The following is a 24776-nucleotide window of genomic DNA, read 5'->3' as shown; positions in this document are numbered from 1 at the left end:
AGGCCTCTTGGTAGGCAATTAATTATAATATGTAATGGAGGGAAAAAATGTCATCTAATATAAATAGAATAATTTGGATAGTATTAGACAGTGTTGGAATGGGAGCGATGCCTGATGCTGAAAAGTATGGAGATCATGATTGTAACACCATAGGACATGTATCAAAACATTTTGGCGGGTTGAAACTTACTAATCTTGAAAGCCTTGGACTAGGAAATATAGAAGGTATGATTGGTCCACAAAGCTCGTCAGCACCATTGGGATGCTATGGAAGAATGGCAGAAGCATCTAAAGGCAAGGATACTACTACAGGACATTGGGAAATGGCAGGAGTAATATCTCATGAACCTTTTCCAACTTATCCAGACGGATTTCCAAATGAAGTTGTGGATGCCTTTGAAGCAGCAGTTGGGAGAAAAATAATAGGAAATAAACCGGCTTCTGGTACGGTAATACTGGATGAACTCGGTGAAGAACATATAAAGACAGGAAAACTTATTGTATATACTTCAGGCGATAGTGTTTTTCAAATAGCTGCAAATGAGAATGTAGTACCCTTTAATGAATTATATGAGATATGCGAAAAAGCCAGAGCTATTTTAAAAGGTAAACATGCAGTTGCCAGAGTTATCGCTAGACCTTTTATTGGTGAGAAGAAGGGTGGATTTACTAGGACAGCCAACAGGAGAGACTTTTCTCTTAAGCCTCCTGCAGAAACAGTGCTGGATAAATTAAAAAAAGCAGGCTTGAATGTTCAGGCGGTAGGTAAAATAGAAGATATATTCTGTAAACAAGGAATAACTGAAGCTGTTCATACTTCAGATAATATGGATGGTATTGACAGAACATTGGAATATATGAGTGATAATAAGAAAGGACTTATATATACTAACCTTGTAGATTTTGATATGAAATGGGGACATAGAAACGATGTAGAGTCGTACGGCAAAGGACTCGAGGCTTTTGATGTAAGACTAAAACAGGTTATTGATGCTATGAATGACAAAGATGTATTGTTTATTACTGCAGATCATGGGTGTGATCCAACAACACCAGGAACAGATCATACGAGAGAATATGTTCCTTTCATAGCCTGTGGAAAAGCTTTAAAAACAAATGTTAATCTGGGAACTAGAAACACATTTTCGGATATAGGGCAAACTGTAGCAGAAATCTTTGGAATAGAAAACACTAAAGATGGAGAGAGCTTTGCAAAACAGATTTTAAAATAGCGGCTAGAAATTCAGAATAAGGAATAAGGAATTTAGAATGAAGTCCTGTTACCTTAATTCTTCATTTATAATTATTATATGAATAATAGGAGGAAAAAGATGAGTGTACATATTGGAGCAAAAGAAGGACAGATAGCAGAAAGTGTTTTAATGCCAGGAGATCCGCTTAGAGCCAAATTTATAGCAGAGAATTTTTTATCAGATGTAGTTTGTTATAATAACATAAGAGGTATGTATGGGTTTACTGGAACTTATAATGGAAAGAAGATTTCTGTTCAAGGAAGCGGCATGGGTATGCCGTCATTATCAATATATGCTAATGAGTTAATTCAGTTTTATGGAGTAAAGAACATAATAAGAGTAGGTACCTGCGGAGGTTATAGCAAGGATGTTAAGCTGAGAGATGTAATTATTGCGATGGCTGCATCCACAGATTCAAATATTAATAGAATAAGGTTCAAGGATTGCAACTTTGCACCAGTAGCAAGTTTTAAGCTTCTTAAGAAAGCATATGATGCAGCTATAGAAAAAGGTATTGACCCTAAAGTTGGAAACATATTTAGTTCGGATACTTTTTATGGTGATGACAATGAAAGCTGGAAGCTTTGGGCTAATTATGGATGCCTTGGTGTAGAGATGGAGGCAGCAGCACTATACACATTAGCTGCCAAATTCCATATTGACGCATTAGCTATTCTTACTGTAAGTGATCATTTCATATATGATGAGATAACAACAGCTGAAGAAAGAGAAAAGACATTTACAGGTATGATTGAAATAGCACTTGATACTTTAAAATAATATAAAAGTGCTTGAAGGTTTGTAGTAAATTTTTCTACAAACCTTTATTATATATATATAGGATAATAAATATAAGATGAACTAAATGCGCAGGACGAAAAACAGAGGAAAAGTGCATTAAATACGTATGAGAGTAAAGAGTAAAGAGAAAAGTGAAGGTTAAAATTCAGCTATGCTGAATTTTGATTGTATAGAGACTCCTAATTGTTTTGATAATCCTTTTGTAATACTAGGTATAGTCTTAGTTTTTAAAAAGTTATCGCCGATAATCAGATTTAAATTTTCAGAAATTCTGCGCAGCAGAATTTCTTCCTTCACTTTTCTCTCTACTCTTTACTCTTTTCTCTTACCAATATTTAAAGCATACACTAACTGCTAAATATTATCTTCATTTAATTCACTTGCTTGGTTCGTCTTATAATTAAGAGGTGATAATATGAGTAAAAGTTTAAAAACTAAATTGATAATCATCTTGTTAACACCTATCACAATACTTATCAACAATGTGCTTAAAAGATACCCTCAAGCTGTGGAAAAGTTTTATTCAAATTCTATAGACAGAATCATACGTCAAATTCTCAGCACAATTACAGGTCCTTTTTTGTTTTCTGTAGCAGAAATACTTGTCATAACTTTATCTATTATACTTCTATTTATGATAATAATTACGGTTATGGCTACAGTAAAAGGTGGAATCATTAAAAAATTAATAAACTTATTAGCATATACTTCGGCATTATATGTATTGTTTATGATATGCTGGGGTTTTAATTATGACAGAATAGGATTTGACAAAATAGCAGGCTTACATGTACAAAAATCTTCCGAACGGCAGCTTGAAGAATTATGCAGCGCCCTTATATATAAAGCTAATAGCTTAAGAACTCAGGTCGGTGAAAATTCTAAAGGAGTAATGTATATTAAAGGAGGATATAAGGCTGCATTTAAAGCAGCACCTCTTGGATATAAGGAGCTTTCAAAGACATATAGTGATCTTGGAGGCAAATATGGAAAACCTAAGCCCATAATGTTATCTAAATATATGAGTTACTCTGGAATAACAGGTATTTATATACCATATACAGGAGAAGCAAATGTAAATGTAAATAATACAGATCTTATGCTTCCTTGTACTGTGCTTCATGAGATGGCTCACCAGAGAGGTTTTGCACCTGAAGATGAGGCTAACTATATAGCTTATTTAGCTTGCATGCGACATCCTTATAAATATTTTCAATATTCAGGCACCATGCTTGCTTTGGAATACTCGATGGACGCACTTTATGATAAGGATGCAGCTGCATATAAAAAGCTTGTCAACTTATATTCACCAGCAGTTGAAAGAGACTTAAAATACGAGAACGAATTTTGGAATAAGTACAATGGTAAAGTACAAGATACATGTAATCAAGTGAATAATACTTATCTTAAAAGTAATGGACAAACTGATGGAGTAGAGAGTTATGGAAGAATGGTAGATCTGCTTCTAGCTCAATACAGAAAGAATCCTCAAGATTTCAAGTAATATTAAGCTAATAATAGCCTTAGAGACGTAGATTATTAATGAAGATGATAAACGAATAGAAACTACTTCCTAAGGACATTTTGATTATTGATAAAAAATATAAATATGGTATAATCTATAATATCATATAAAGGAGTAACAAATAACTTATAAAGCAGTATGCTAAAATAATTGCAGAAGAAAGTTATTGCATATGCTATACTAAGAAGGAAAGGAGGAATATTATGGAATATGTTTATGTTACCATTTTTTTTGTAGGCGTTATCTACACTGCCGCGACGTTCATCCTAGGAAATCTATTTGATTTTCTTAATCTAAGTGGAGAAGTATTAAATTTTTTACATTTAGATACTCATGTGAACATTGATATAAATGGTGTAGATAACAGTAATGGTGCCATGACAATCTCTCCATTTAAACCACTAGTAATAGTTTCATTTCTTACTGTTTTTGGCGGGGTAGGAATGATTGGCACACATGCAAAATTAAATCCTATTATCACTTTCTTCTTAGCATTTATCTTAGCTTATTTAATAGCAGCTATACTGTACAAATTTATACTAATTCCTTTATATAGAGCACAAAATACCAGTAGTGTCATGCAAAAGGAAATTATAGGCATGAGAGCTGTTGTATTATCACCAATTTTAGAAGAAAGTTTTGGACAGATTTCTTATGTAATAAACGGGAGCAGACAGAATGCTCCAGCTAAAAGTATAGATGGCAAGTCTGTAAGCCAAGGACAAGACGTAATAATACGGGAAATAAAAGATGGTATATTTTATGTAGAGGCGTTAAAAAATAATAATTTAAGTATAAAGGAGAAAAATTAATTATGGATCTATTTAATATCTCACAATTGATTGTACCTGCAATTATTGTTGCGGTTATAATCCTATTAATATTGGGTATATTCTCAATGTGGAAGAGGGTACCACAAGATAAAGCTCTTATAGTAACTGGTCTTAAGAAAAGAGTAATAACCGGAGGCGGTGGATTTGTAGTTCCAATGCTAGAGAGAACGGATAAAATATCTCTTGAAAATATGCAGATAGATATTAGAATTGATGGAGCAATAACTGGACAAGGAGTTGGAATTACAGCTGATGGTGTGGCAGTAGTAAAAGTAAAATCAGATACTGAATCCATATTATCAGCTGCTGAGCAATTTAATACTTCAAACGGATTACATCATACTCTTGAAGTTATAGAACATACTACTAAGAACGTTATGGAAGGTAAGCTAAGAGAAATTGTATCCAAGATGAGTGTTGAGGAAATATATAAAGACAGAGAAAAATTTGCTTCACATGTGCAGGAAGTTGCAGCTATGGATTTGGCACAGATGGGGCTTGAGTTAAAGGTATTAACTATAAAAGATATTTCTGATAAAGTTGGATATTTGGAGGCTTTAGGTAAACCTAGAATAGCAGCAGTTAAGAGAGATGCTCAGATTGCCGAAGCCGAAGCTGCTAAAGAAACTAAGATAAAGACTGCTGAGGCTGTAAAAGACGGAGAAGCTGCTAAGCTTCAGTCAGAAACTCAAATAGCAGAAGCTACCAAGGAAAAGGAATTAAAAGTTCAATCTTACAGAAAAGAGCAGGAACAAGCTAAAGCTATATCAGACCTGGCTTATGAGATAGAAGGAAATAAGGTTAAAAAAGAAGTAGCAGAAACTGAAATGCAGGTTGAAATAACTAGAAAGCTTAAGGAAAGAGAACTTGCTGAAGCTGCCGTACAGGTTGAAATTACTAAAAAAGATAAAGAAATAGAACTTGCTCAGAAGGAAGCAGCAAGAAAAGAGCAGGAACTTGAAGCTACTGTAAAGAAACAGGCAGAAGCAGAAAAATATAGCAATGTTCAGATTGCAGATGCAACAAAATATAAGGAAATAGCAGATGCGGAGGCTAGAGCCAAAGCTATTGAACTTGAAGGTAAAGCTAAATCAGAGGCATTAAGACTTCAGGGTATGGCAGAGGTAGACATTATACGAGAAAGAGGTAAGGCAGAAGCGGAGGCTATGCTTAAAAAAGCAGAGGCATTTAAGCAATATAATGATGCTGCAATGGCACAGATGATCGTAGAAAGACTGCCAGAGATCGCTAAAGCTATATCAGAACCGTTATCTAAGACCGAAAAAATTGTTATTGTGGACAATGGTACAGGTGAGGGAAACGGTGCTGCTAAGGTTACAGGCTATATAGGCAATATAATATCTCAATTACCTGAAACTGTTGAGGCTATAACTGGTGTAAATATAATGGATATGTTAAATAAAAATAAGAATGATAAATCAGAAGGAAATAAGTAGTAAATTAAAAAAACATACAAATTATATTTAGAAAAAGCCGATAATAAAATATCGGCTTTTAGTTATAAATTAAATGAGCAATTTAAATAAAAGATGAACTAAATGCGCAGGACGTAAAAGCAAAGGAAAAGTGCATTAAATAGGTATGAGAGTAAAGAGTAAAGAGAAAAGAGTAAAGAGAAGGTTAAAATTCAGCCATGCTGAATTTTGATTGTATAGATGATCCTAATTATTTTAATAATACTCTTGGAATATTAGGTATTATCTTAGTTTTTAGAAAGTTATCTGCAGATAATCAAGTTTAAATTCTCAGAAATTCTGCACAGCAGAATTTCTTCTTTCACTTTTCTCTCTACTCTTTACTCTTTTCTATTTAAAGCATACACTAACTACTTAATATTATCTTCATTTAATTCACTTGTTTAGTTCATTTTATATTTAAATATAAAATCAACAAATAAATATTATGCTAAATTCTAGTATATGAGAAATCAAAAAGATATAGTATAATTTTAATTGAAAAGGAGTTGGTAGTAATGAGAATGACAAAGATCGTTTGTACATTAGGACCTGCAGTTGACGATGATAAGATGGTTGAACAACTTATTTTGAATGGAATGGATGTTGCCAGATTAAACTTTTCACATGGAACTCACGCTGAACATCAAGTAAGAGTAGACAGAGTAAAAAGAGTAAGAGAAAAGCTTGGGATTCCTATACCTTTACTTATTGATACCAAAGGACCAGAAATAAGGCTTGGAAAGTTTGAAAAGGGAGAAGTTACACTTGAAACGGGAAATGAATTTGTATTAGTAAATGAAGACATTCTCGGCGATGAAAAAAAGGCTTCAATATCCCATAAAGAATTGTATAAAGATGTTAAGGTTGGTACTAGAATACTAATAAATGATGGGTTGGTAGCTATTGAAGTTACGAAGATAGTTGACAAAGATATATATTGTAAAATTTTAAATGGCGGAGCAATAAGCAACAACAAAGGAGTTAATATACCTGAAACAGATACACATCTACCAGCTATAACTGAACAAGATATATCAGATATTAAATTCGCAGTAGAAAATGGATTTGACCTCATTGCCTGCTCTTTTATAAGAAAGGCGTCTAATGTTACAGAGATTAAGAAACTTCTAAAGAAATTTGGAGGAGAACATATTAAGGTAATACCTAAAATAGAAAATCGTGAAGGTGTTAACAATTTTGATGAAATACTTAAAGTAGCAGACGGTATAATGGTAGCAAGAGGAGATTTGGGTGTAGAAATACCAGCTGAGGAAGTACCAATAGTACAAAAAATGATCATAGAAAAATGCTATAAAAATGGTAAGCCAGTAATAACTGCAACTCAGATGCTGGATTCAATGATAAAGAATCCAAGACCTACAAGAGCTGAATCCAGCGATGTGGCTAATGCTATTTATGATGGAACAAGTGCTATTATGCTTTCAGGAGAGAGTGCAGCAGGAAAATATCCAATCGAAAGTGTAAAGACAATGGCTAGAATTGCTCTTACTACTGAAAAAGCAATTAACTATGGAAAATTGCTTAAAACTATGGAATTTGATATGATGGGCAGCATAACAAATGCCATAAGCTATGCCACATGTAGTACAGCACTTCAATTAAATGCAGCTGCAATAATATCAGTTACGCATTCTGGTGAAACTGCAAAAATGATTTCAAGATTTAGACCAAATTGTCCTATAATAGCACCTACAGATAGTGAAGTAGTACATAGACAGCTTTCTCTGTCTTGGGGAGTAATACCATGCAAGGTTGAAAAGGTTGGAAGTATGGAAGAAATGTTTGATATAGGGGTTAAAAAGGCATTAGAATTTGGGCTTGTAAAGAACGGTGATGTTGTTGTTATAACAGCAGGAGTTCCAGCTGGAGTAAGCGGAACAACAAACCTATTAAAGGTTCACACTGTGGGAAATATATTAGTAAAAGGCAGTGGAATAGGTAAAGGAAAATTCACAGGCAAAATGTGTGTTTGTAAGACTCTTGATGACGTAGAAAAGAACTTTAGCGATGGAGATATATTAGTTGTAGAAAATACTAATAATGCTATGATCCCATACCTTAAAAATGCAGCAGCTATTATTGTAGAGGAGCCAGAAATGGATGGGCATGCTGTTACTGTTGGACTTACGCTAGATATACCTGTAATAGTTGGAGCGCATAATGCGTTAGAAATATTAAAGAGTGGAAGATTAGTTACAGTAGATTCAAATAATGGTTTAGTATTAAATGATAATATTTAGTATAACAAAATAATGATTTATGAAATTGCATAAATATATTGTTTAGAGCTCTGTTCACCATAATATAATTAGACATACTAATTTTTATGGTGGATTAAGCTCTTAAATTATGTAAATTCTTCAGTTTGTCATCAATAGATAAACAAATTCTATTAACTTACAAGCAGCCAAACCTGTCGAATATCCGATGTTTTCAAGCTTGATAGTTAAGTTTTCGTATTGTTTATCTGAAAAAGGAGCAAAAAATGTTTATTGAAGAGATTGGATTAAAGGTAATAACTGGGCCAATGTTCAGTGAAAAAAGCGGAGAGCTTATACATAGCATAAACATGGCGGAGACTTACGAAGGAAAAAAAGTAATTCTATTTAAACCTAATATAGCAACAAGAGACGGTAAGAATATTATTGTATCTAGGACAGGTTTATCGAGAAGGGCTGAAGAATTACCAGAGTTTATAACAGATGAGGTCATAGAAAATGTACTGGAAAACTGTGAACAATATGATGTAGTAGGTATAGATGAAACACAGTTTTTTAAAGGAAAGATTGTTGAATTGGTGCAAAGATTAATATTCACAAAGAGAGTAGTGGTTTCTGGACTCAATATGGATTATGAAGGAAAACCTTTCGGGAAAATGGGTGACATAATCGCTATGGCGGATGAGGTACAGCATATGTATCCAGTATGCAGCAAATGCAAAAAGAGGAGAGCTATCTTCAGCCAAAGATTAAGCAATGGAAAGCCTGTAACAAAAAAGGGGCAAACCATCTACGAAGGAGATAAGGAAAGTTACGAACCAAGGTGCAGAGTATGTTTCAAACCACCGTTTGATTAACCAAAAAATCCAGCTTAAGGCTGGATTTTTTGGTTAATTATTAATTTTTGAGTGGTATAGGGTAATTATTAGCGTCCAGAACTTTAAATTTATATTTATTAAATGTATCTTGAAGAACGGAGTTGAATTTTTCATCGCCGACAGAATCATAGTACTTTTTTATAAGCATTGGTACTCTATAATAAATTAATGCATTGTACTCTAAATCACTATATTTATCTAAAGGCTGCTTAAAATTCTTAGTCGTAAGAGCAGCTTTGTATATGGTGTAATTTAAGGCGATAGATTTATTATATACTGATTCAAATCTCTTTTTACCATAAACATCTTTATAGTAAAGAAGAGTAGAAAATTGAGTAAGAGGTTCATCTATCCAGGCATTTCTATATTCATCATTACCTACAAGACCATACCACCATTGGTGGGCTAATTCATGTACAACAGTGAACTCTAATTCACCAGTAGGACTGTTATATATTGCCCAGGTAAATATAGAATTAGCATTAATATTATCATATGCATAGGAGCCTATCATAACAAGATTTGGATACTCCATTCCTCCATTTAAATCAGTTTGAACTACAGAGCAAGTTGCATAAGGATATTCACCAAAGCGGTTATTAAAAGATTTTATGGCATCTACAGAGAATTTAAGAACCTTTTGGGCTTTATTTATATCTAATGCATAAGATTTTACTATGGTGCCATTTACGTTAGCTTTAGCAACCTTAAAGCTCTGACTTGCAACGACCGCAAAGTCTCTTACAGTGTCTGCCTGCATTTTCCATATCTTATTTCTGCCCCTAAGTTTTTCGGATACTATATTTCCTGTTGATGCTAGAATATATGATTTTGGAGCAGTAATTTTCACAGAAAAATTGCTGGTTTCACTGTAGAACGCATCACCTTTCTTATCGTATGCATGCTTATCCCATGCACCATCTTTATATACTGCAGCAATAGGAAAAATATTGCCTAAATTTATAAACTTATTACTATAGGCAAACCTATCAGAAAATCCATCGTAGCTTCTTTTTGGAACATAAACAATGTATTCAATAGATATTTTTACTCTTTTTTGAGGAAGTAGTTTTTCTTGAAGCGGTACTTTTAAAAGAGTATCATCTATACCTTCTACTGAGTATTTGATCTTTTCATTATTTACTTTTACACTGAGAATTGATATATCACCTTTGTATTTTTTGAATGCAGCAGCATACATATGGAAATATATTTCGCTGAGACTGTCTGACGAATTGTTTATATAATCTACTTCTTCAGTAGCATTCACTCTTTTGTTATCTGTGTCAAGATTCCAGATCATATTGTAATTGTTTATGTTACTTAATTTTTCTGCAGATTTAACAGGTACAGTATCATTTTTTACATGTTGTGATGACCACGCTTTTACATCAACAAAAATGTAGACAGCAGTGAAACATATCAGTAAACATGAGAGTACTATATTTTTTACTGTCAATCTTATATGTATTTTATTTTTCAAGCATATAAATACAGAAAATAGGACTGTAACAACTAAGAATATAATTCCACCTTGGACACCATACATTCCACCATTAAGTAGATCTACGTTCATAAAACCAAGGTTAAAGATTCCTGCTGATACTTTTCCTTCAACTGGTGTAGAGAGTAGAAAGTTAAATAGTAGTCTGTATGTAAAATGCATACCAATAACGTATTCAATTTTTTCTGATTTAATGTAAATTACACTCAATAGTACACCAAACAGTACATTGTTAAAGAAAGCTAAAGGTGTTATAGCTGAATTGAAAGGTATTGCTATTGCATATATTATAGATGCTAATATTATAGCGCCTACCAGTGTGAATTTTTTTCTGAAGTAGTTAAGCAGATACCCTCGAAACAACAGTTCCTGACCAAGTACATAAAGAAAAATATTTAATATTCCAAGTACAGCTACAGAAAAGATATTCTGGTCTTGTTTTACAAAACCAAGTACATTTGCCTCAAATGTTACAAGAAGCAATATAAGCAGGCACAGCGAAAAGAAAAATCCATAAAGCATACCTCTAAGAAAGTTATTGGCAGTAAAAGCTTTAAAATTCAGGCCATAATTGATAAATTTATCTTTATTCATTTTTACTAATATGAATAAAGTGATCAGTGCAGCAAGGAAATAAGGTACAAAATACAGTATCTTTGATAAAGCACTCAAAGAAGGTGTATAAGCTGATGAAATGATTATAGTCGTAAAAAGCAGTATCACCAGCAATAGAATCCCTTTAAAAAAAGGGCCAACGTATTTTTTCATAGTTTACCTCCAACTTTTATCTATTTGATGCAGTACATAAAAAGCCGTCAATTGTGAGTGGACTATTTATATACTAATGATTTATATTACAAATTTTGTTTTACTTCCATCCTTCGTAGGATTAATTTCAAGTCTAGCATTTATTCGTTCCTTAAGCTCATCTACATGAGAGATAATGCCTACAAGTCTTCCGTCATTTTGAAGCTCCATAAGACATTGAATTGCACTATCCAATGATTCAGAATCCAAAGTACCAAAACCTTCATCTAGGAATATGGTATCCAAATTTATTCCGCCTGAATAGGATTGAATTATATCAGCAAGACCAAGGGCCAAAGATAATGAAGCTTTAAAACTTTCTCCGCCGGAAAGAGTCTTTACATGCCTAAATTTTCCAGTGTAATTATCATATACCTCAAGCTCAAGTCCTTCCTGTTTTTTTCCTTTTCCTTTTTCTCTTTTCCTATAAAGCAGAAATCTACCTGAACTCATCTTGTATAGTCTTATATTAGCAGCTGAAATTATTTCATCAAAATAAGCTGCCAGCACATACCTTTCAAAGGTTATCCGTTCAGCATTAAAGCCATTAGCTGCATAAGCTAAATCACCTATAATATTAAATCTATCTTCTTCTTTTTCAATTTTTGTACTTAAATTGGTAATGGCAGCTAGACATCTTTTATTGCTATCAATTCTGGCAAAGATCTCCTTACTAAGTTGTTCAAGTTTTGTCTCATTAAGCTTAATGACATTAAGCTCATCTGAAAAAGTGTTAATATCAATTACAGAGAGTCCTTTACAATCCTTCTGTGCATCGTTAAGCCTATCCTTTAGACTCTTTACATTTTGATAATATGAGTTTATTTCACTATCTAGCTGCTGAATTTCAGTTTCTGATAATTTGAGCTTAGTATATTCTGCATAGTCTTTAAAACCAGCAGATAATAGAGCTTCCTTAAGTAGTTTTTCATATTTCAAAATAGATTCTTCTAGTTCTGAAATATTCTGTTTCTTTAAATTGATATCTGTCGTGCAAGCAGTTAAATCTTTTTCTAAATCATTAAATCTTTTTTGTGCCAGCTTATAGGACTTATCCAGTGCATCAACTTCTGAATCAATTACACATAGTTTTTTTGTCAGCTGTGATGTAGATCTAATATCAGGCGGAATTTCATTTTCTATCCTTGAAATAAACTCTTTTTTACTTTGAACCTTAGCGAAGAAATCAGTATATTCTGCCTCAAAATTAGTAACTGTATCTTCATGCTGTTTTACTAAATTATTAAGACTCTCTATAGATTTTTGGATGCCGGCAATGGAGTTAATTACGTTTAGAAGTTGTTTTTGGTTAATAGACAACTCGTTTAAATGCTCTCTTAGCTTCTTGCCTGTAGCTACTATGGTTTCTAAAAGCTGTTCTGGCTCATCAAGCTTGTTACAGTCAGCAAGATAATCATTTAGGTTTTCCAGCTTTTCACAGATACTAGATTTCATGTTAGTAATAGAACCATTTAGGTCAGCTAAAAATTTAAGTTTATCATCTCGTTCGTTTTTCAGCAGCTCGTATTCGGCTTTCAATTTTTTTAAATCATCTTCTGAAGGAATTCCGTCTATGAGCGCCGCAGGGGATGGATGCTCAAGTGAACCGCATACTGGGCAGGGCTCTTGCGGCATCAATCTTGACGCAAGAATTCCAGCTTGACCTTTACGATAACTATCGTCCATAAATTCATATTGTTTTTTCTTGCTTAAGTACCTATGTTCAAATTGATTAAAATCCTTTGTAGACGAATTATAATTATTTTTAGCATTAACATATTGAGTCAATAGCTTATGAAGTGAAAGCAGATTATCTATTATCGTCTTAACTTCAAATGCCATTCTATCTATTTTTTCTTTTTCAGCAGAAGCCTTTTGGGCTGCAGATAATTTTTTGCTATAGTCATCCAGGGCTTCTTTGTTATTTTTTATCTTTAACTTAAGGTCTGAAATATTATTTTGCTTCAAAGTAAGCTCTTTTTCCATTATGTTAATAGTTGAGAGTTCATTTTCATATGATTTTATATTCTCTTCGTAACTTTTTAAAAGAGCAATCTTATCAGAAAGTTCTTTCCTGTAATCTTCTTTAGATTCCTCCAGCTTCAGATTTTTTTTTGCAATTAAGATATCATCGTTAATTTTATTAAAATTATCTAATGCTTGTTTATATTGTATGCGCTTTAAATACAATTCTTCTTTTTTCTCTGAGAGGGTCTTATCGATAGCAGTAACATTAAGAGCTTTTCGTGCTAGCTGAAGATGAGTTGATTTATCAACAAAAATCTGTCCTTTTTCTATCAATTCATTATAACTATAAGATAAATTATCTAGATTACGAATTTTTTTATTTGTCTCTTCTCCAGAAATTATGCTTTTCTGAAGGTTTTCTTGTTTTAACTTTAATCCATTTATCTGTTTTTCAACGTCGGAAAAAGAATCTTTATCATGTGAAATAGCATATTTTAACCTTTCTACTATTTCCGGTACGTTAAAGTTATCTGACTGTAGCAGGTTATTCAAACTTTCATCATCACCTGCAGAAATATGCTTTATATAGGTATCACGCTCTTTTTTTATATCTGCAATTTTTCTATATAGCGTTTTACTTTCTTCATCAAGCTTCTTTTGTATTACTTCGAAATCTTCTGTAGAAAAAATTTTTCTGAATATGGTTTCTCGTTCGGAACTATCGCAATCAAGAAGTTTTCTAAATTCACCCTGAGGAAGCATTACAATCTGACGAAACTGAGTTTTATTAATACCGATAAGAGAAGTGATTTTTTCATCTACAGCACTTATCTTTGTTATGACTTTACCAGTTGGTAGAATTAGTTCAGCTTCAGCTGCTTTTAATGCAAAACCTTCTCCTCTGACTTTCTTTCTTTCCTGCTGAGGATACCGTATTACTCTATAGACTTGTTCATTTAATTTGAACTGGAAATCTACGAAGGTAGGCATAGAATCATCAGCGAAGTCACTTCTTAAGCCATCTTTATCACGGGAAGTTCCAGATGCTTCACCGAAAAGTGCATAGCTTATTGCATCGAATATAGTGGTCTTACCGGCACCAGTAGGACCTGTAATAAGAAATATATTGTTACTTTTTAGCTTTGTAAAATCTATTGTTTCAACTTGCGCATATGGACCAAATGCACTTATTGTAAGAGTTATAGGACGCATATTTATCTCACCATTTTCTCAACTTTTTCAATAATATTTGTTACTATATATAATTTTTCAGGCGATAAATCAGAGCCTTTTACTGATTTATAGAATTCACAAAACAATTCGAGCTTGGATTTATCTTTATAACCTTTTGACGCAGAAGTACTGCTTTGTGAATGAGCTGCTTGGCCTTCTCGAGATAACCCCATAGCATTAGGGTAAACTGAACGAAGTTTTTGCATAGGATCTACTAATTCACCTTCATCTGTAAGCTGTGCAAATATATAATCTTCAGTATTACCTAAACTGTATACTTCTGGTTTTAATAACTCTTTTAGAGGACCCTTTATTATGCGCATGTCTCTTTTAGGTGTCAGCTCCTTCAGAACCACATTTACGTTACCTATATTATCAAGGGTAACTATAGCAGCACTTTTTTTATGCTTAACCTCCGAAAAGGAGTATTTGAGCAAGGAACCTGAATATCGTATTTTATCACTTTTTATTTTCTGGGAACCGTGCAGATGCCCTAGAGCGGTGTAATTGAAAGCGTCAAATATGCTGGCGTCAATTATATCAGTGCCTCCTATACTCAGTGGACGTTCTGAATCGCAAGTGACAGGTCCTTCTGCAGAATCATCTTCCGAAGAAGAACCTTTTATATTTGATACATAACCATGGGCTATCATTATATTTCTATCATAACCATGAAAAGCAATATCCTGTTTTATATTTTCAATAATTTTAAGCATAACTTGTTCGTGAGTTGTTAGACTGTCGTCTTCAAATATGCTTTTAGCTTCTCTGGGATCTGAATATGGAACCATATAAAAGTTAACAGCACCAAACTCATCTTTTAATTGGATTTTTTTAATTTCTTTCGACAGCGTGCCAACTATGTGTAATCCGTTTTTAGTCAGGATACTGCTGCAAAAAGATATTCTTTCACCACTATCATGGTTCCCTCCAATAACAAGTATGGGTACTTTTAATTCTAATAGAATTTTACTGAAAACATCATCTATCAGCTCTACAGCTTCTACAGGAGGAATACTTCTGTCATACAGATCTCCAGCAATCAAAAGTGCATCAGGCTTCTCGGCTGCTATTAGTTCTACAAGCTGCTTTAATACAAATCGCTGTTCTTCCAGCATACTAAATTCATTAATTATTTTACCTATGTGCCAATCTCCTGTATGTATAAATTTCATCTATAATCCTCCAATGACCTTAAATCAATCGTGTACCATTGTTATCCTGAGAGATAAGATTCCTCTTCATGAGACTGCCTAAGGCATTTTTAAAATGGTTTTTGCTTACATGAAAGGCATCATAAATATCTTCAGGTGAACTTTTATCATTAAAAGGCATCGAACCAGAATGAGCCTTAAGATACTCTAGTATTATATCTTGAAGTTCAATCCGCTCTACCTTAGGGGTTTTTCGAGGTGTGAGGCCTAATTTGCCGTCTTCATATATTTTTATTACATTAAGATGGAGCTGATCACCTTCATGTAATGATGAAAAATATTCATTTGGAAGAATGATGCCCCTATATTTATTATCTACAGCTATCATTGCTGTATTATTTGTTTGAAAACCATAAACAGTTCCTGTTACTTTATCGCCGATTTTATAATCATCAGTGACATCAATATACTTATCTATATTTGTTGTTGCAGCTATACGCTTTGTTTTATCTACATATAGATAAAACAAGTAATAAAACCCATCCTTCAATGGATATAATTTCTCTTTAAATGGAACAAAAACGTCCCTTTCAAGTCCTATGTCTATAAAGCTGCCTATACGAGTCGAAGCAACAACTTTTAGGTATGCTACATCTCCTACATATGCTAAAGGCTTTTTCATCGTAGCAATAAGTCTATCCTTGGAATCCAAATATATAAATACTTCTACGAGAGAATCGACTTCTAACTCGTTACCCAGAGTACTTCCCAAAGGCAATAGAATGTCATCACTAGTATTTCTTGTACCGCCATCTAGAAAATAGCCAAAATTTGTTTTTCGTTTTACTTTTAATGTATTTAATTTACCTATGTTAATCAAATCAATTACCTCACTTTATTATCTATAGAATATATGCTACCATATTTGAAAAAATAAATACAGGAATATACACTTAATGTTCGTATTGTTTATTAATAGGACGTTGTTTATTAATAGGATGTGATGATCCAAAATCTATACCACTTATCGCTAGAAAGAGCTGAGAAGGTGCATAAAAAAACCAAATCAGATTAGAGGACAGTGAGTATAGAAACTTTACTATCCAATAATTTGAGTCTATCATGGGGGTTATATTAAAAATACCAACATTTATATCACATAGCAGAAAAAGAGTCATTCCCATCACTATAAGCACATTATTCGGAAGTGGAAATAATCTTTTTTTGAAAGCAGTGATTGAAAAATACACACTAGTTAAGAGGCAAGTAAAATAAAACAATGCCAATGGTATAATGATATCAATTTTCTTATCAGCGAAATTAAGTAAAATATAAATAGAAAATATCGTTAGAAACGATATTGAGAATCTGAGAATAACAATATAGACAGAGTTTCTTGAATACCGTAATGTGTGAAAAAACTGTACAATACAGAAAAACATAACTCCTAGTATAAATTTGTTTTCAACTACGAGAAAAAAATCAGATACTAGAGTGAAAAAAAGAGCTGCTCTTATCAGAAACAAGTCTTTTTTATTCAAATAACTTCTCGAATAAGCTAACGTTATAGAAAAACTCAAAATGATGCATATATACTTTAGAATATAAGTAGGAACTAAGCTATATACACCTGTAAAATCCGAATATAGAAAAACCAAATACAACATAGCTATACTTATTACTGATATTTTTATGTAATTGTTAAAACTTTTTATATATTGCATCCCCAAATCACCAACTAATGTTTCCTGTTTTTATTTTCAGGAAACCAACCTTTTTTTACTCTCTCTTTTTGTTTGAACAATTCGCCAATGCCCCATAGAAAGGTTACACCAATAATACCCAAAGATCCTGACAAGAATGGCGAATGCACCACTAGGGATACTGTTATACATGCTAGACCAACTATCAAAAAAAGAGACCAGCATTTTATCCCAAGATAATATTCACCTTTTATGACTATGATATGTCCTATACCAGTAGCTAGAAGCATTACTAATCCCATTGCGAAACCAAAATAATTTAAATACAATTTTATCACCTATTAAATAAAGTGTTGTGGCGTGAAAGCCACTTATTCATAATTATTGACTAAGTGAAACATACTTATACACCACAGCACTTTATTATTTCCATTTATTAGCCCACTTTTGTATTTCGTCTAATGCAAATTTCAAATCTTGACCTTTATCCGTAAGTGAATACTCTATTCTTACAGGAATCTCAGGATAAACCTTGCGTTCAATAATTCCTTCAGATTCCAAAAATTTAAATCTTTCTGTAAGCATTCTGTCACTTAAATCGGGTATAAGCTGTCTTATATCTGAAAATCGTTTAGGACCATCCATAAGTACCCTTATGATAAGTCCAGTCCATTTTTTCCCTAACATCTCAAAAGCTGCTTCAAATTTAGGGCAAAGATGAAAATCATTCATATTGTTCACCTCACAGATATATTTTACAACGCTAAAAAGGAAAAGTAAATAAACATTAATTTGTAGGTAATCTTTAGTAAGACTTCATAGAAAATAAAAGTTTATCCTGCTTATTATACTAGCTGTTTTAATTATTAAAAATGTATGAGATAATGGAAGAAATAAATTATAAATTAGGAATAAAGGCAAAAATCAATATTCAAAAGAATATGAAAGGTAGGGTTTTTATGCAGATACAATTTTACGGAGCGACTAAAACGGTTACAGGATCATGTCACATACTAAAAATAAAAGATAAAATGGTTTTATTAGATTGTGGTTTATATCAAGGTCATGATTCTAATGAAAGGGGTAATAGCTATTTTCCATTTGATGCATCAAATATTGACTATGTAATATTGTCTCATGCCCATATTGATCACTCTGGAAGGATACCGTTGCTGTTTAAAAAAGGTTTTAAAGGTCAGGTTATTACAACAGACGCAACAAAAGACTTATGCTCTGTTATGCTGCCTGATAGTGGACATATACAAGAAGCAGAAATAGAGTGGAAAAACAGAAAAAGGATAAGACAAGGGCTTGATTTGCTGGAACCAATGTATACCAGTGAAGATGCATCAAAATGTATGAAACTTTTTCATGGATATCCATATGATAAAGCTATTGAGCTATTTGAGGGGTTTAAAATTATATTTAGGGATGCAGGACATTTATTAGGTTCAGCTTGCATAGAGCTTATTATTAAAGAAGATAAGGAAATTAGATTAGTATATAGCGGTGATTTAGGAAATAAAAATATTCCTATTATAAATGATCCTACAAATATAAAATTTGCTGACTATGTAATAATGGAAACAACCTATGGTGATAGATTCCATACTGATGCAAAGGATGAAATGAAACAATTGGTTGGAATTATAAAGAAAACTTTTAAACGAGGCGGCAATGTTATAATTCCGTCTTTTGCTGTAGGAAGAGCTCAGGAAGTAATTTATGCACTCAATAAGTATGTGGAAAATAACGAACTCAAGGATTGTAAGGTATATGTGGATAGTCCATTGGCAGTGGAATCTACTGCAATATTTAAAAAGCATAATAAGTATTTTGATTCAGAAGCTAAGCAGCATGTAGAGGCTGGAGATGATCCATTAAACTTTAAAGGACTTACCTTTATAAAATCTCAGGAGGAGTCAGCAGAATTAAATAAAATAGAAAGCGGAGCCATAATAATATCTGCAAGCGGAATGTGCGAAGCAGGAAGGATAAAGCATCATCTTAAGCATAACCTGTGGAGAAAAGAAAGTTCCATAGTATTTGTAGGGTATCAGGCAGAGGGAACACTAGGAAGAGCTATAGTAGATGGTGCTAAAAAGGTAAAGATATTTGGTGAAGAAATAGCTGTAAATGCAGAGATTCATGTTTTTCATGGACTGTCAGGACATGCGGATAGGAATGGTTTATATGAATGGATAACTGGTTTTGAGAAAATGCCTCAAAAAGTATTTTTAGTTCATGGTAATCCAGAAAGTATGTTTAGTTTTAAAGAATTGCTGGACAATGACAACATCCATGCTGAAATTGTTTCAGATAATGAACTTATTAAGATAGGTGCTAAAGGACAAATAGAAGAGAACGGACAATATGTAAACAAAATCTCTACCAAGAGAAGATTGATTGAATTTATTAATAATCTGGATATAGAAAACATGAGCAGGCAGCAGATAATTGACAGCATAAAGGCCGGAAATTGGGAATAAGAAAAATGTTGTTCAAAATTAACAGCATACACAAGGTTATTTCTAATACTAATATCAATACAAACAAATAGAGTTTTTAACTCCTGCAAAATACAAATTAGTATGCCATAAAAGTATATTAAAATATAAATGGTTTGCCACCAATATTTATTTTTGGTGGCAAACCATTTATATTTTCAAATAGATTCATTTTGCTAAGATTTTAAAATATTGAAAAAGTGCAAGTTTTGCTGAAAAGTATAGTGTGTTTTTATGGAAAAGTTTATATAGATACAGATATTTATAATTTACAGAGTAAATATTTTTAAATTAATCTAGAAATGTAAATCTTGATTGGAGGTTTGAACTTATGATATTAGAAAAGGTAGATAAGCTATTCGACAGAGGACTTGAAATAACAAAGGATGATATTTTGTTTAACGGGAAGCCCATATATTTTTGGTCCGGAGAGATGCCATATTATAGAATTAATTCTTCGCATTGGGAAGACAGGTTAAAAAAAATAAAAGCAGCAGGAGTCAAATTTATAACAGCATATATTCCATGGAACATACATGAGAAAGAAGAAGGAAGATTCGATTTTACGGGTAAATCAGGGGATGACCGCTGTAATGTAGTTAGATTTATTAAGCTTATTGAAAAGCTTGGTATGTACTTTCTTCCTAAGCCAGGACCATTTATATGTGCGGAGGTACAGCATGGAGCTATACCTGATTGGCTTACAGCAAAATATCCTGAAATAGCGATGAAGGATAGTAACAATAGAGTTGTAGGATTTAGACAGGACAATAAACCTTTGCCGGATTTTCTTAATACTGTCTATTTAAAATATGTTGATAAATGGTACACAGCTGTGTATGAAAATATATTAAAAGATAGACAGTATCCACAGGGACCTATAGTGGCTATGCAGATAGAAAATGAATTTCCGTACAGCACAAGTGAACTTGCAAGTCCATTTTCGTGGGGATACTCAGAAGTAATTATAAACATGTTCAGGCGGTGGCTTAAAGAGAAGCATAGAGATATTCAGACCTACAATGAGAAGCATGCTTCTAACTATGTAAGTTTTGACTATATTGAACCGCCTAGAAAGCTTGATAGAGAGATATTAAATAAAAAGCATTGGCTTGCCTTTCAGGACTGGACAATGTTTAGGGAATACTATGGAGTTAAAACGCTTAAAACTTATGCTAGCATATTTAGAAGCTTAGGTATGACGGTACCTTTTTACCATAATGCAGGAATGCTTGAAGATGAAGCTCCAATGAATTTCGGCAGCCTTTCTGATGTGATGTGGATGGGGGTTAATTTTTGGCTGAGTGCTCCTCCTGAAAATGATATGGATGCTTATACTCAAGGTATAAGAAGATTAAAACAATTAAAAGGAGGACAAATAAACCGACCCAATTTTGCTCCGGAGCTTAATTGGGGATGGTCCGATGCCGGAAGATCTGATTTTCTTACAAGATACACTATGCCGTTTTTAAAGGGGACAAATGTCTATACCATAGTTGATGGAAATCAAAGCGGAACCTTGAATGAAAAACCTTATTCCAATAGTCCAGAACCTTATCCCGGAAGTTCACCTATAGATGCAAGTGGTAACCTAACAGATTGTTATGCAATACTAAAGAGACTCACAACATTCACAGAGACTGAAGGTGAAGAGTTTATTCAGGCAAAATACAATGCTGATGTGGCTATTGGATTTTATACACCCTATAATTACGCCTATGTATATACAAAATATGGCGAGGTAAAAAAAGAGTATTACAGTAACAAAATAAGCATACCTGTTGGAGCTAATGAATTCATGCAGAATGTTATGAAAGGATTTATAGAAAATAACATTGATTATTACTGTATTGATGTACAGAGAGCTTCAGAAAAAGCTTTGGGTAAAATTCCTGTAATGATAGCTTTAACTCAAGAAATAATGGATTCTCAAACTCAGAATAAACTCATCAATTACGTACTTGGCGGTGGAAAGCTAATTATTTTACCGATTATTCCAGATAAAGATTTAAAGCTTGAACCTGCAGTGAAGCTTAAAGACTTTTTCTTTAACGAAGATGGCGAGGATTGGAAAGAGATTAGTGATGGTAAGATAAATGAAACATTAGCTATATCTAGAAGTTTTGGAGAGGGAGAATTTATATTTATAGATCACTATGTTATAGATGGAAGAGTTTATCAAAAGATTTTAGACAAGATGAAGGTTAACACCAGATATGCATATTCAGAACAAGAAGATGCAGAAGTAATATCTCTAGCTAACTTTGAAAGCAAGGCTATTTATCTATTTATAAATAATAGAGGCATTAGTGATAAGAAAATTATAGTTCAATATTTAGATATTTTTGATAGAAAGTTATATAAAAAGCTTGAAGTCGAGTGCGGTAAAAAGTCAGTTTCTATAATTAAAGTTGTAAATGGGCAGATAGTAAATTATTCGATAAACGGTTTCGATGGAAGTTATAAAACTTCTTATTAAGCGCGTAAACACAGGGATTACAGTAATTTAAATAATGTAAGCTGGTTCATAAAAGTCTAATTATTTTCTGAAAGTATAATAACTTTTTGGGGAAATGTACAACCTATTAGTATATGTATAATTTACACAGTAAACGTTTCAGAGTTATTTTAGAATAGGTGCTGCACCAATGACAGATGAAAATAAAATATTTTGAGAGGAGAGCTAACAATGAGGAGTATGCAAGTAGGAAAATCAGATACTCACCATAGAAGAACTAACATGAATAAAAAAAGTGGTCTTCTTAAAGACATTAGAGATCATAGAACCTTATATCTGATGGTATCACCTGCAATTATTTTATTCATAATATTTTCCTATCTTCCTATGATGGGTATATATTATGCATTTACTAAATACAACTTTTATGGTGGTTTGATGAACAGTCCATTTGTAGGATTTGATAATTTTAAATTTCTATTTCAAGGAGGAAGCAAAGCTATTATATGGACACTAACAAGAAATACAGTTTTGTATAATTTAGCTTTTATCATAATAGGTAATTCACTTCAGATTATAACGGCAGTTTTGCTTAGCGAACTGAGTGGAAAATTATTTAAAAAGCTAACTCAGTCAGTGATGTTTTTACCATATTTTATATCATTTGTACTGGTAGGTGCTTTTGTATATAATCTATTTAATTTTGAACATGGTTCTGTTAATGCACTCTTAAAAAGTATTGGACTAGCACCTGTTGACTTTTATTCACATCCTTCATATTGGAAATATATTTTAGTGTTTTTCAATGTGTGGAAGGGACTAGGATATGGAACTGTTATATATTTGGCTGCCATAATGGGAATAGACAGAGAAATATATGAGGCAGCTGATATTGATGGCTGTAATATCTTTCAAAAGATAAGATATCTTACGCTTCCACTTCTGAAACCAACATTTATAATGCTGCTTTTGTTTAGTATAGGAGGCATCTTACGAGGACAGTTTGATCTATTCTATCAAGTAATAGGAAATAACGGAGTACTGTTTAATGCTACAGATATTATAGATACATATGTTTACAGATCCCTAGCTGTAAATTTTGATATTGGAATGGGAACTGCTTCAGGACTTTATCAATCTGTATTCGGATTTGTGATTATTATAACTTTAAATTCGGTTATTAAGAGAGTAAATGAGGATTATGCGTTGTTTTAGGGATAGAAAAACATTTTATGGATGGAGGTAAACTAAATGGCGGCAAATTCAATTAAAAAAAGTACATCTGACATTACTTTTAATATAATCGGTTATGTAATAATATCAATACTTACAATACTGTGTCTAGTACCATTTTGGTTAATAATATCAGGATCGTTTACATCAGATAGAGCAATTTCAAAGTATGGATTTTCACTTATGCCAAAACAATTTTCCTTACAGGCGTATAGGCTGCTCTTTGACAATCCAGGGCAAATACTAAAGGCTTATGGAGTCAGCATTATGATAACTTTGTTAGGAACCCTGGGAGGAATAATAATAATGTCTATGGCAGGATATGTCCTTCACAGAAAGGATTTTAAAAATAGAAATAAAATATCATTCTTCATATATTTCACAACCCTGTTCAATGGAGGACTTGTACCTTGGTATATATTGATAACTAAATATCTGGCATTAAAGGATTCATATCTTGTGCTTATAATTCCTGGTATGGCAAGTGCTTTTAACATATTGCTGGTAAGAAATTTCATGAGCTCCATACCCGAGGCGCTTATTGAATCAGCAAAAATAGATGGAGCTGGTGATTTCCTAATATACTGGAGGATAGTATTACCTCTTGCAAAACCAGTATTGGCTACAGTAGGGTTGTTTTTAGGGCTTGGATATTGGAATGATTGGTTTATGGCATCACTTTTTATAAAGAGTCCAGAGAAGTACCCGCTTCAATATTTACTGTATAAAACACTTCAAAGTGCGCAATTTTTAAGTGCTTCAACAGCTTCTAATTATGTATCGGCACAGCAATTGCCGACCGAATCTCTGAAAATGGCAACAGCAGTAGTAGCTACTGGACCTATAATACTTCTTTATCCATTTGTACAAAGATACTTTGTACAAGGTATTACGATTGGAGCCGTAAAGGGCTAATATAGTCTATTAATTTATGGTTGAATGCTTTAATTAATTATTATTAGCTTTCAATAGATGTGACATATGAAATTGATGATAGTGTAAAGTTTACTATGAAAAAAATTAGTAAAGAAAAGTAAAGTTGAAAAGCAAAAAAAGAGTAGAGAAAGTTAGGGCAAAATAGGTAGGAGGAAGAAGTCGCCACCCTTGACAGCATGACAAATTAATGCAGTGAGGAAAGTATTAACGGCGAAGGAACTCAAAAACAGAGAGATATAACCGTCAATATCACAGCATTGTAGCA

At 32.9% G+C, this 24776-nt stretch carries 18 protein-coding genes; 11 read left to right on the top strand and 7 right to left on the bottom strand.

Annotation, left to right across the window (positions count from 1 at the left end; translation table 11 throughout):
- Positions 1 to 47 precede the first annotated feature (47 nt).
- The gene (locus CLORY_RS13975; RefSeq protein WP_079425496.1) at positions 48 to 1232 is read left to right on the top strand and encodes a phosphopentomutase; all 1185 of its coding nucleotides are present in this window, start codon (positions 48 to 50) and stop codon (positions 1230 to 1232) included.
- A 99-nt stretch (positions 1233 to 1331) separates the two neighbouring features.
- Positions 1332 to 2033, top strand: a complete 702-nt coding sequence (deoD, locus tag CLORY_RS13970) for a purine-nucleoside phosphorylase (RefSeq protein ID WP_079425494.1) — start codon at positions 1332 to 1334, stop codon at positions 2031 to 2033.
- Positions 2034 to 2192: 159 nt separating this feature from the next.
- On the opposite strand, the gene CLORY_RS23315 is transcribed toward deoD, so the two are convergent.
- On the bottom strand, positions 2193 to 2351 hold the full coding sequence (locus CLORY_RS23315) for a hypothetical protein (RefSeq protein ID WP_169911629.1): 159 nt from the start codon (positions 2349 to 2351) through the stop codon (positions 2193 to 2195).
- Between the two features lie 118 nt (positions 2352 to 2469).
- Between CLORY_RS23315 and CLORY_RS13965 the strand changes: the two genes are divergently transcribed.
- From CLORY_RS13965 to CLORY_RS13945, 5 genes are all read left to right on the top strand, one after another.
- Positions 2470 to 3558, top strand: coding sequence for a DUF3810 domain-containing protein (locus tag CLORY_RS13965; protein ID WP_079425492.1), 1089 nt, complete (start codon positions 2470 to 2472; stop codon positions 3556 to 3558).
- 224 nt (positions 3559 to 3782) lie between these two features.
- On the top strand, positions 3783 to 4391 hold the full coding sequence (locus CLORY_RS13960; RefSeq protein WP_079425490.1) for an NfeD family membrane protein: 609 nt from the start codon (positions 3783 to 3785) through the stop codon (positions 4389 to 4391).
- 2 nt (positions 4392 to 4393) lie between these two features.
- Positions 4394 to 5869, top strand: coding sequence for a flotillin family protein (locus tag CLORY_RS13955; RefSeq protein WP_207652213.1), 1476 nt, complete (start codon positions 4394 to 4396; stop codon positions 5867 to 5869).
- Between the two features lie 536 nt (positions 5870 to 6405).
- Positions 6406 to 8151, top strand: a complete 1746-nt coding sequence (gene pyk, locus CLORY_RS13950; protein WP_079425488.1) for a pyruvate kinase — start codon at positions 6406 to 6408, stop codon at positions 8149 to 8151.
- Between the two features lie 245 nt (positions 8152 to 8396).
- Entirely contained in the window at positions 8397 to 8987 is a 591-nt protein-coding gene (locus CLORY_RS13945) for a thymidine kinase (RefSeq protein WP_079425486.1), read from the top strand.
- Positions 8988 to 9027: 40 nt separating this feature from the next.
- On the opposite strand, the gene CLORY_RS13940 is transcribed toward CLORY_RS13945, so the two are convergent.
- The 6 genes from CLORY_RS13940 to CLORY_RS13910 all read right to left on the bottom strand — a co-directional run bounded on the left by CLORY_RS13940 (position 9028) and on the right by CLORY_RS13910 (position 18109).
- The gene (locus CLORY_RS13940) at positions 9028 to 11280 is read right to left on the bottom strand and encodes a M1 family aminopeptidase (protein WP_079425484.1); all 2253 of its coding nucleotides are present in this window, start codon (positions 11278 to 11280) and stop codon (positions 9028 to 9030) included.
- 81 nt (positions 11281 to 11361) lie between these two features.
- On the bottom strand, positions 11362 to 14499 hold the full coding sequence (locus tag CLORY_RS13935; RefSeq protein ID WP_079425483.1) for an AAA family ATPase: 3138 nt from the start codon (positions 14497 to 14499) through the stop codon (positions 11362 to 11364).
- 2 nt (positions 14500 to 14501) lie between these two features.
- On the bottom strand, positions 14502 to 15695 hold the full coding sequence (locus CLORY_RS13930) for an exonuclease SbcCD subunit D (protein WP_079425481.1): 1194 nt from the start codon (positions 15693 to 15695) through the stop codon (positions 14502 to 14504).
- A gap of 19 nt (positions 15696 to 15714) precedes the next feature.
- Positions 15715 to 16554 carry a CvfB family protein gene (locus CLORY_RS13925; protein ID WP_079425479.1) on the bottom strand — a complete coding sequence of 280 codons (840 nt, stop codon included), beginning with the start codon at positions 16552 to 16554 and terminating at the stop codon, positions 15715 to 15717.
- 858 nt (positions 16555 to 17412) lie between these two features.
- Positions 17413 to 17706, bottom strand: a complete 294-nt coding sequence (locus CLORY_RS13915; RefSeq protein ID WP_079425475.1) for a DUF4491 family protein — start codon at positions 17704 to 17706, stop codon at positions 17413 to 17415.
- Positions 17707 to 17800: 94 nt separating this feature from the next.
- Positions 17801 to 18109, bottom strand: coding sequence for a winged helix-turn-helix transcriptional regulator (locus CLORY_RS13910; RefSeq protein ID WP_079425473.1), 309 nt, complete (start codon positions 18107 to 18109; stop codon positions 17801 to 17803).
- Positions 18110 to 18336: 227 nt separating this feature from the next.
- Between CLORY_RS13910 and CLORY_RS13905 the strand changes: the two genes are divergently transcribed.
- From CLORY_RS13905 to CLORY_RS13890, 4 genes are all read left to right on the top strand, one after another.
- Positions 18337 to 19866, top strand: coding sequence for an MBL fold metallo-hydrolase RNA specificity domain-containing protein (locus CLORY_RS13905; protein WP_079425546.1), 1530 nt, complete (start codon positions 18337 to 18339; stop codon positions 19864 to 19866).
- A gap of 349 nt (positions 19867 to 20215) precedes the next feature.
- Positions 20216 to 22363, top strand: coding sequence for a beta-galactosidase (locus tag CLORY_RS13900; protein WP_079425471.1), 2148 nt, complete (start codon positions 20216 to 20218; stop codon positions 22361 to 22363).
- Between the two features lie 210 nt (positions 22364 to 22573).
- Complete coding sequence (locus CLORY_RS13895) at positions 22574 to 23557, top strand: ABC transporter permease (RefSeq protein ID WP_341456645.1); 984 nt, start codon at positions 22574 to 22576, stop codon at positions 23555 to 23557.
- Between the two features lie 36 nt (positions 23558 to 23593).
- The gene (locus CLORY_RS13890) at positions 23594 to 24490 is read left to right on the top strand and encodes a carbohydrate ABC transporter permease (protein WP_079425469.1); all 897 of its coding nucleotides are present in this window, start codon (positions 23594 to 23596) and stop codon (positions 24488 to 24490) included.
- The last annotated feature ends 286 nt before the right edge of the window (positions 24491 to 24776 follow it).

The sequence above is a fragment of the Clostridium oryzae genome (assembly GCF_002029235.1).
Classification (GTDB): domain Bacteria; phylum Bacillota; class Clostridia; order Clostridiales; family Clostridiaceae; genus Clostridium_AE; species Clostridium_AE oryzae.
Note: the sequence above shows the minus strand (reverse complement) of the source record. Positions and strands in the feature narration are given on the sequence as shown.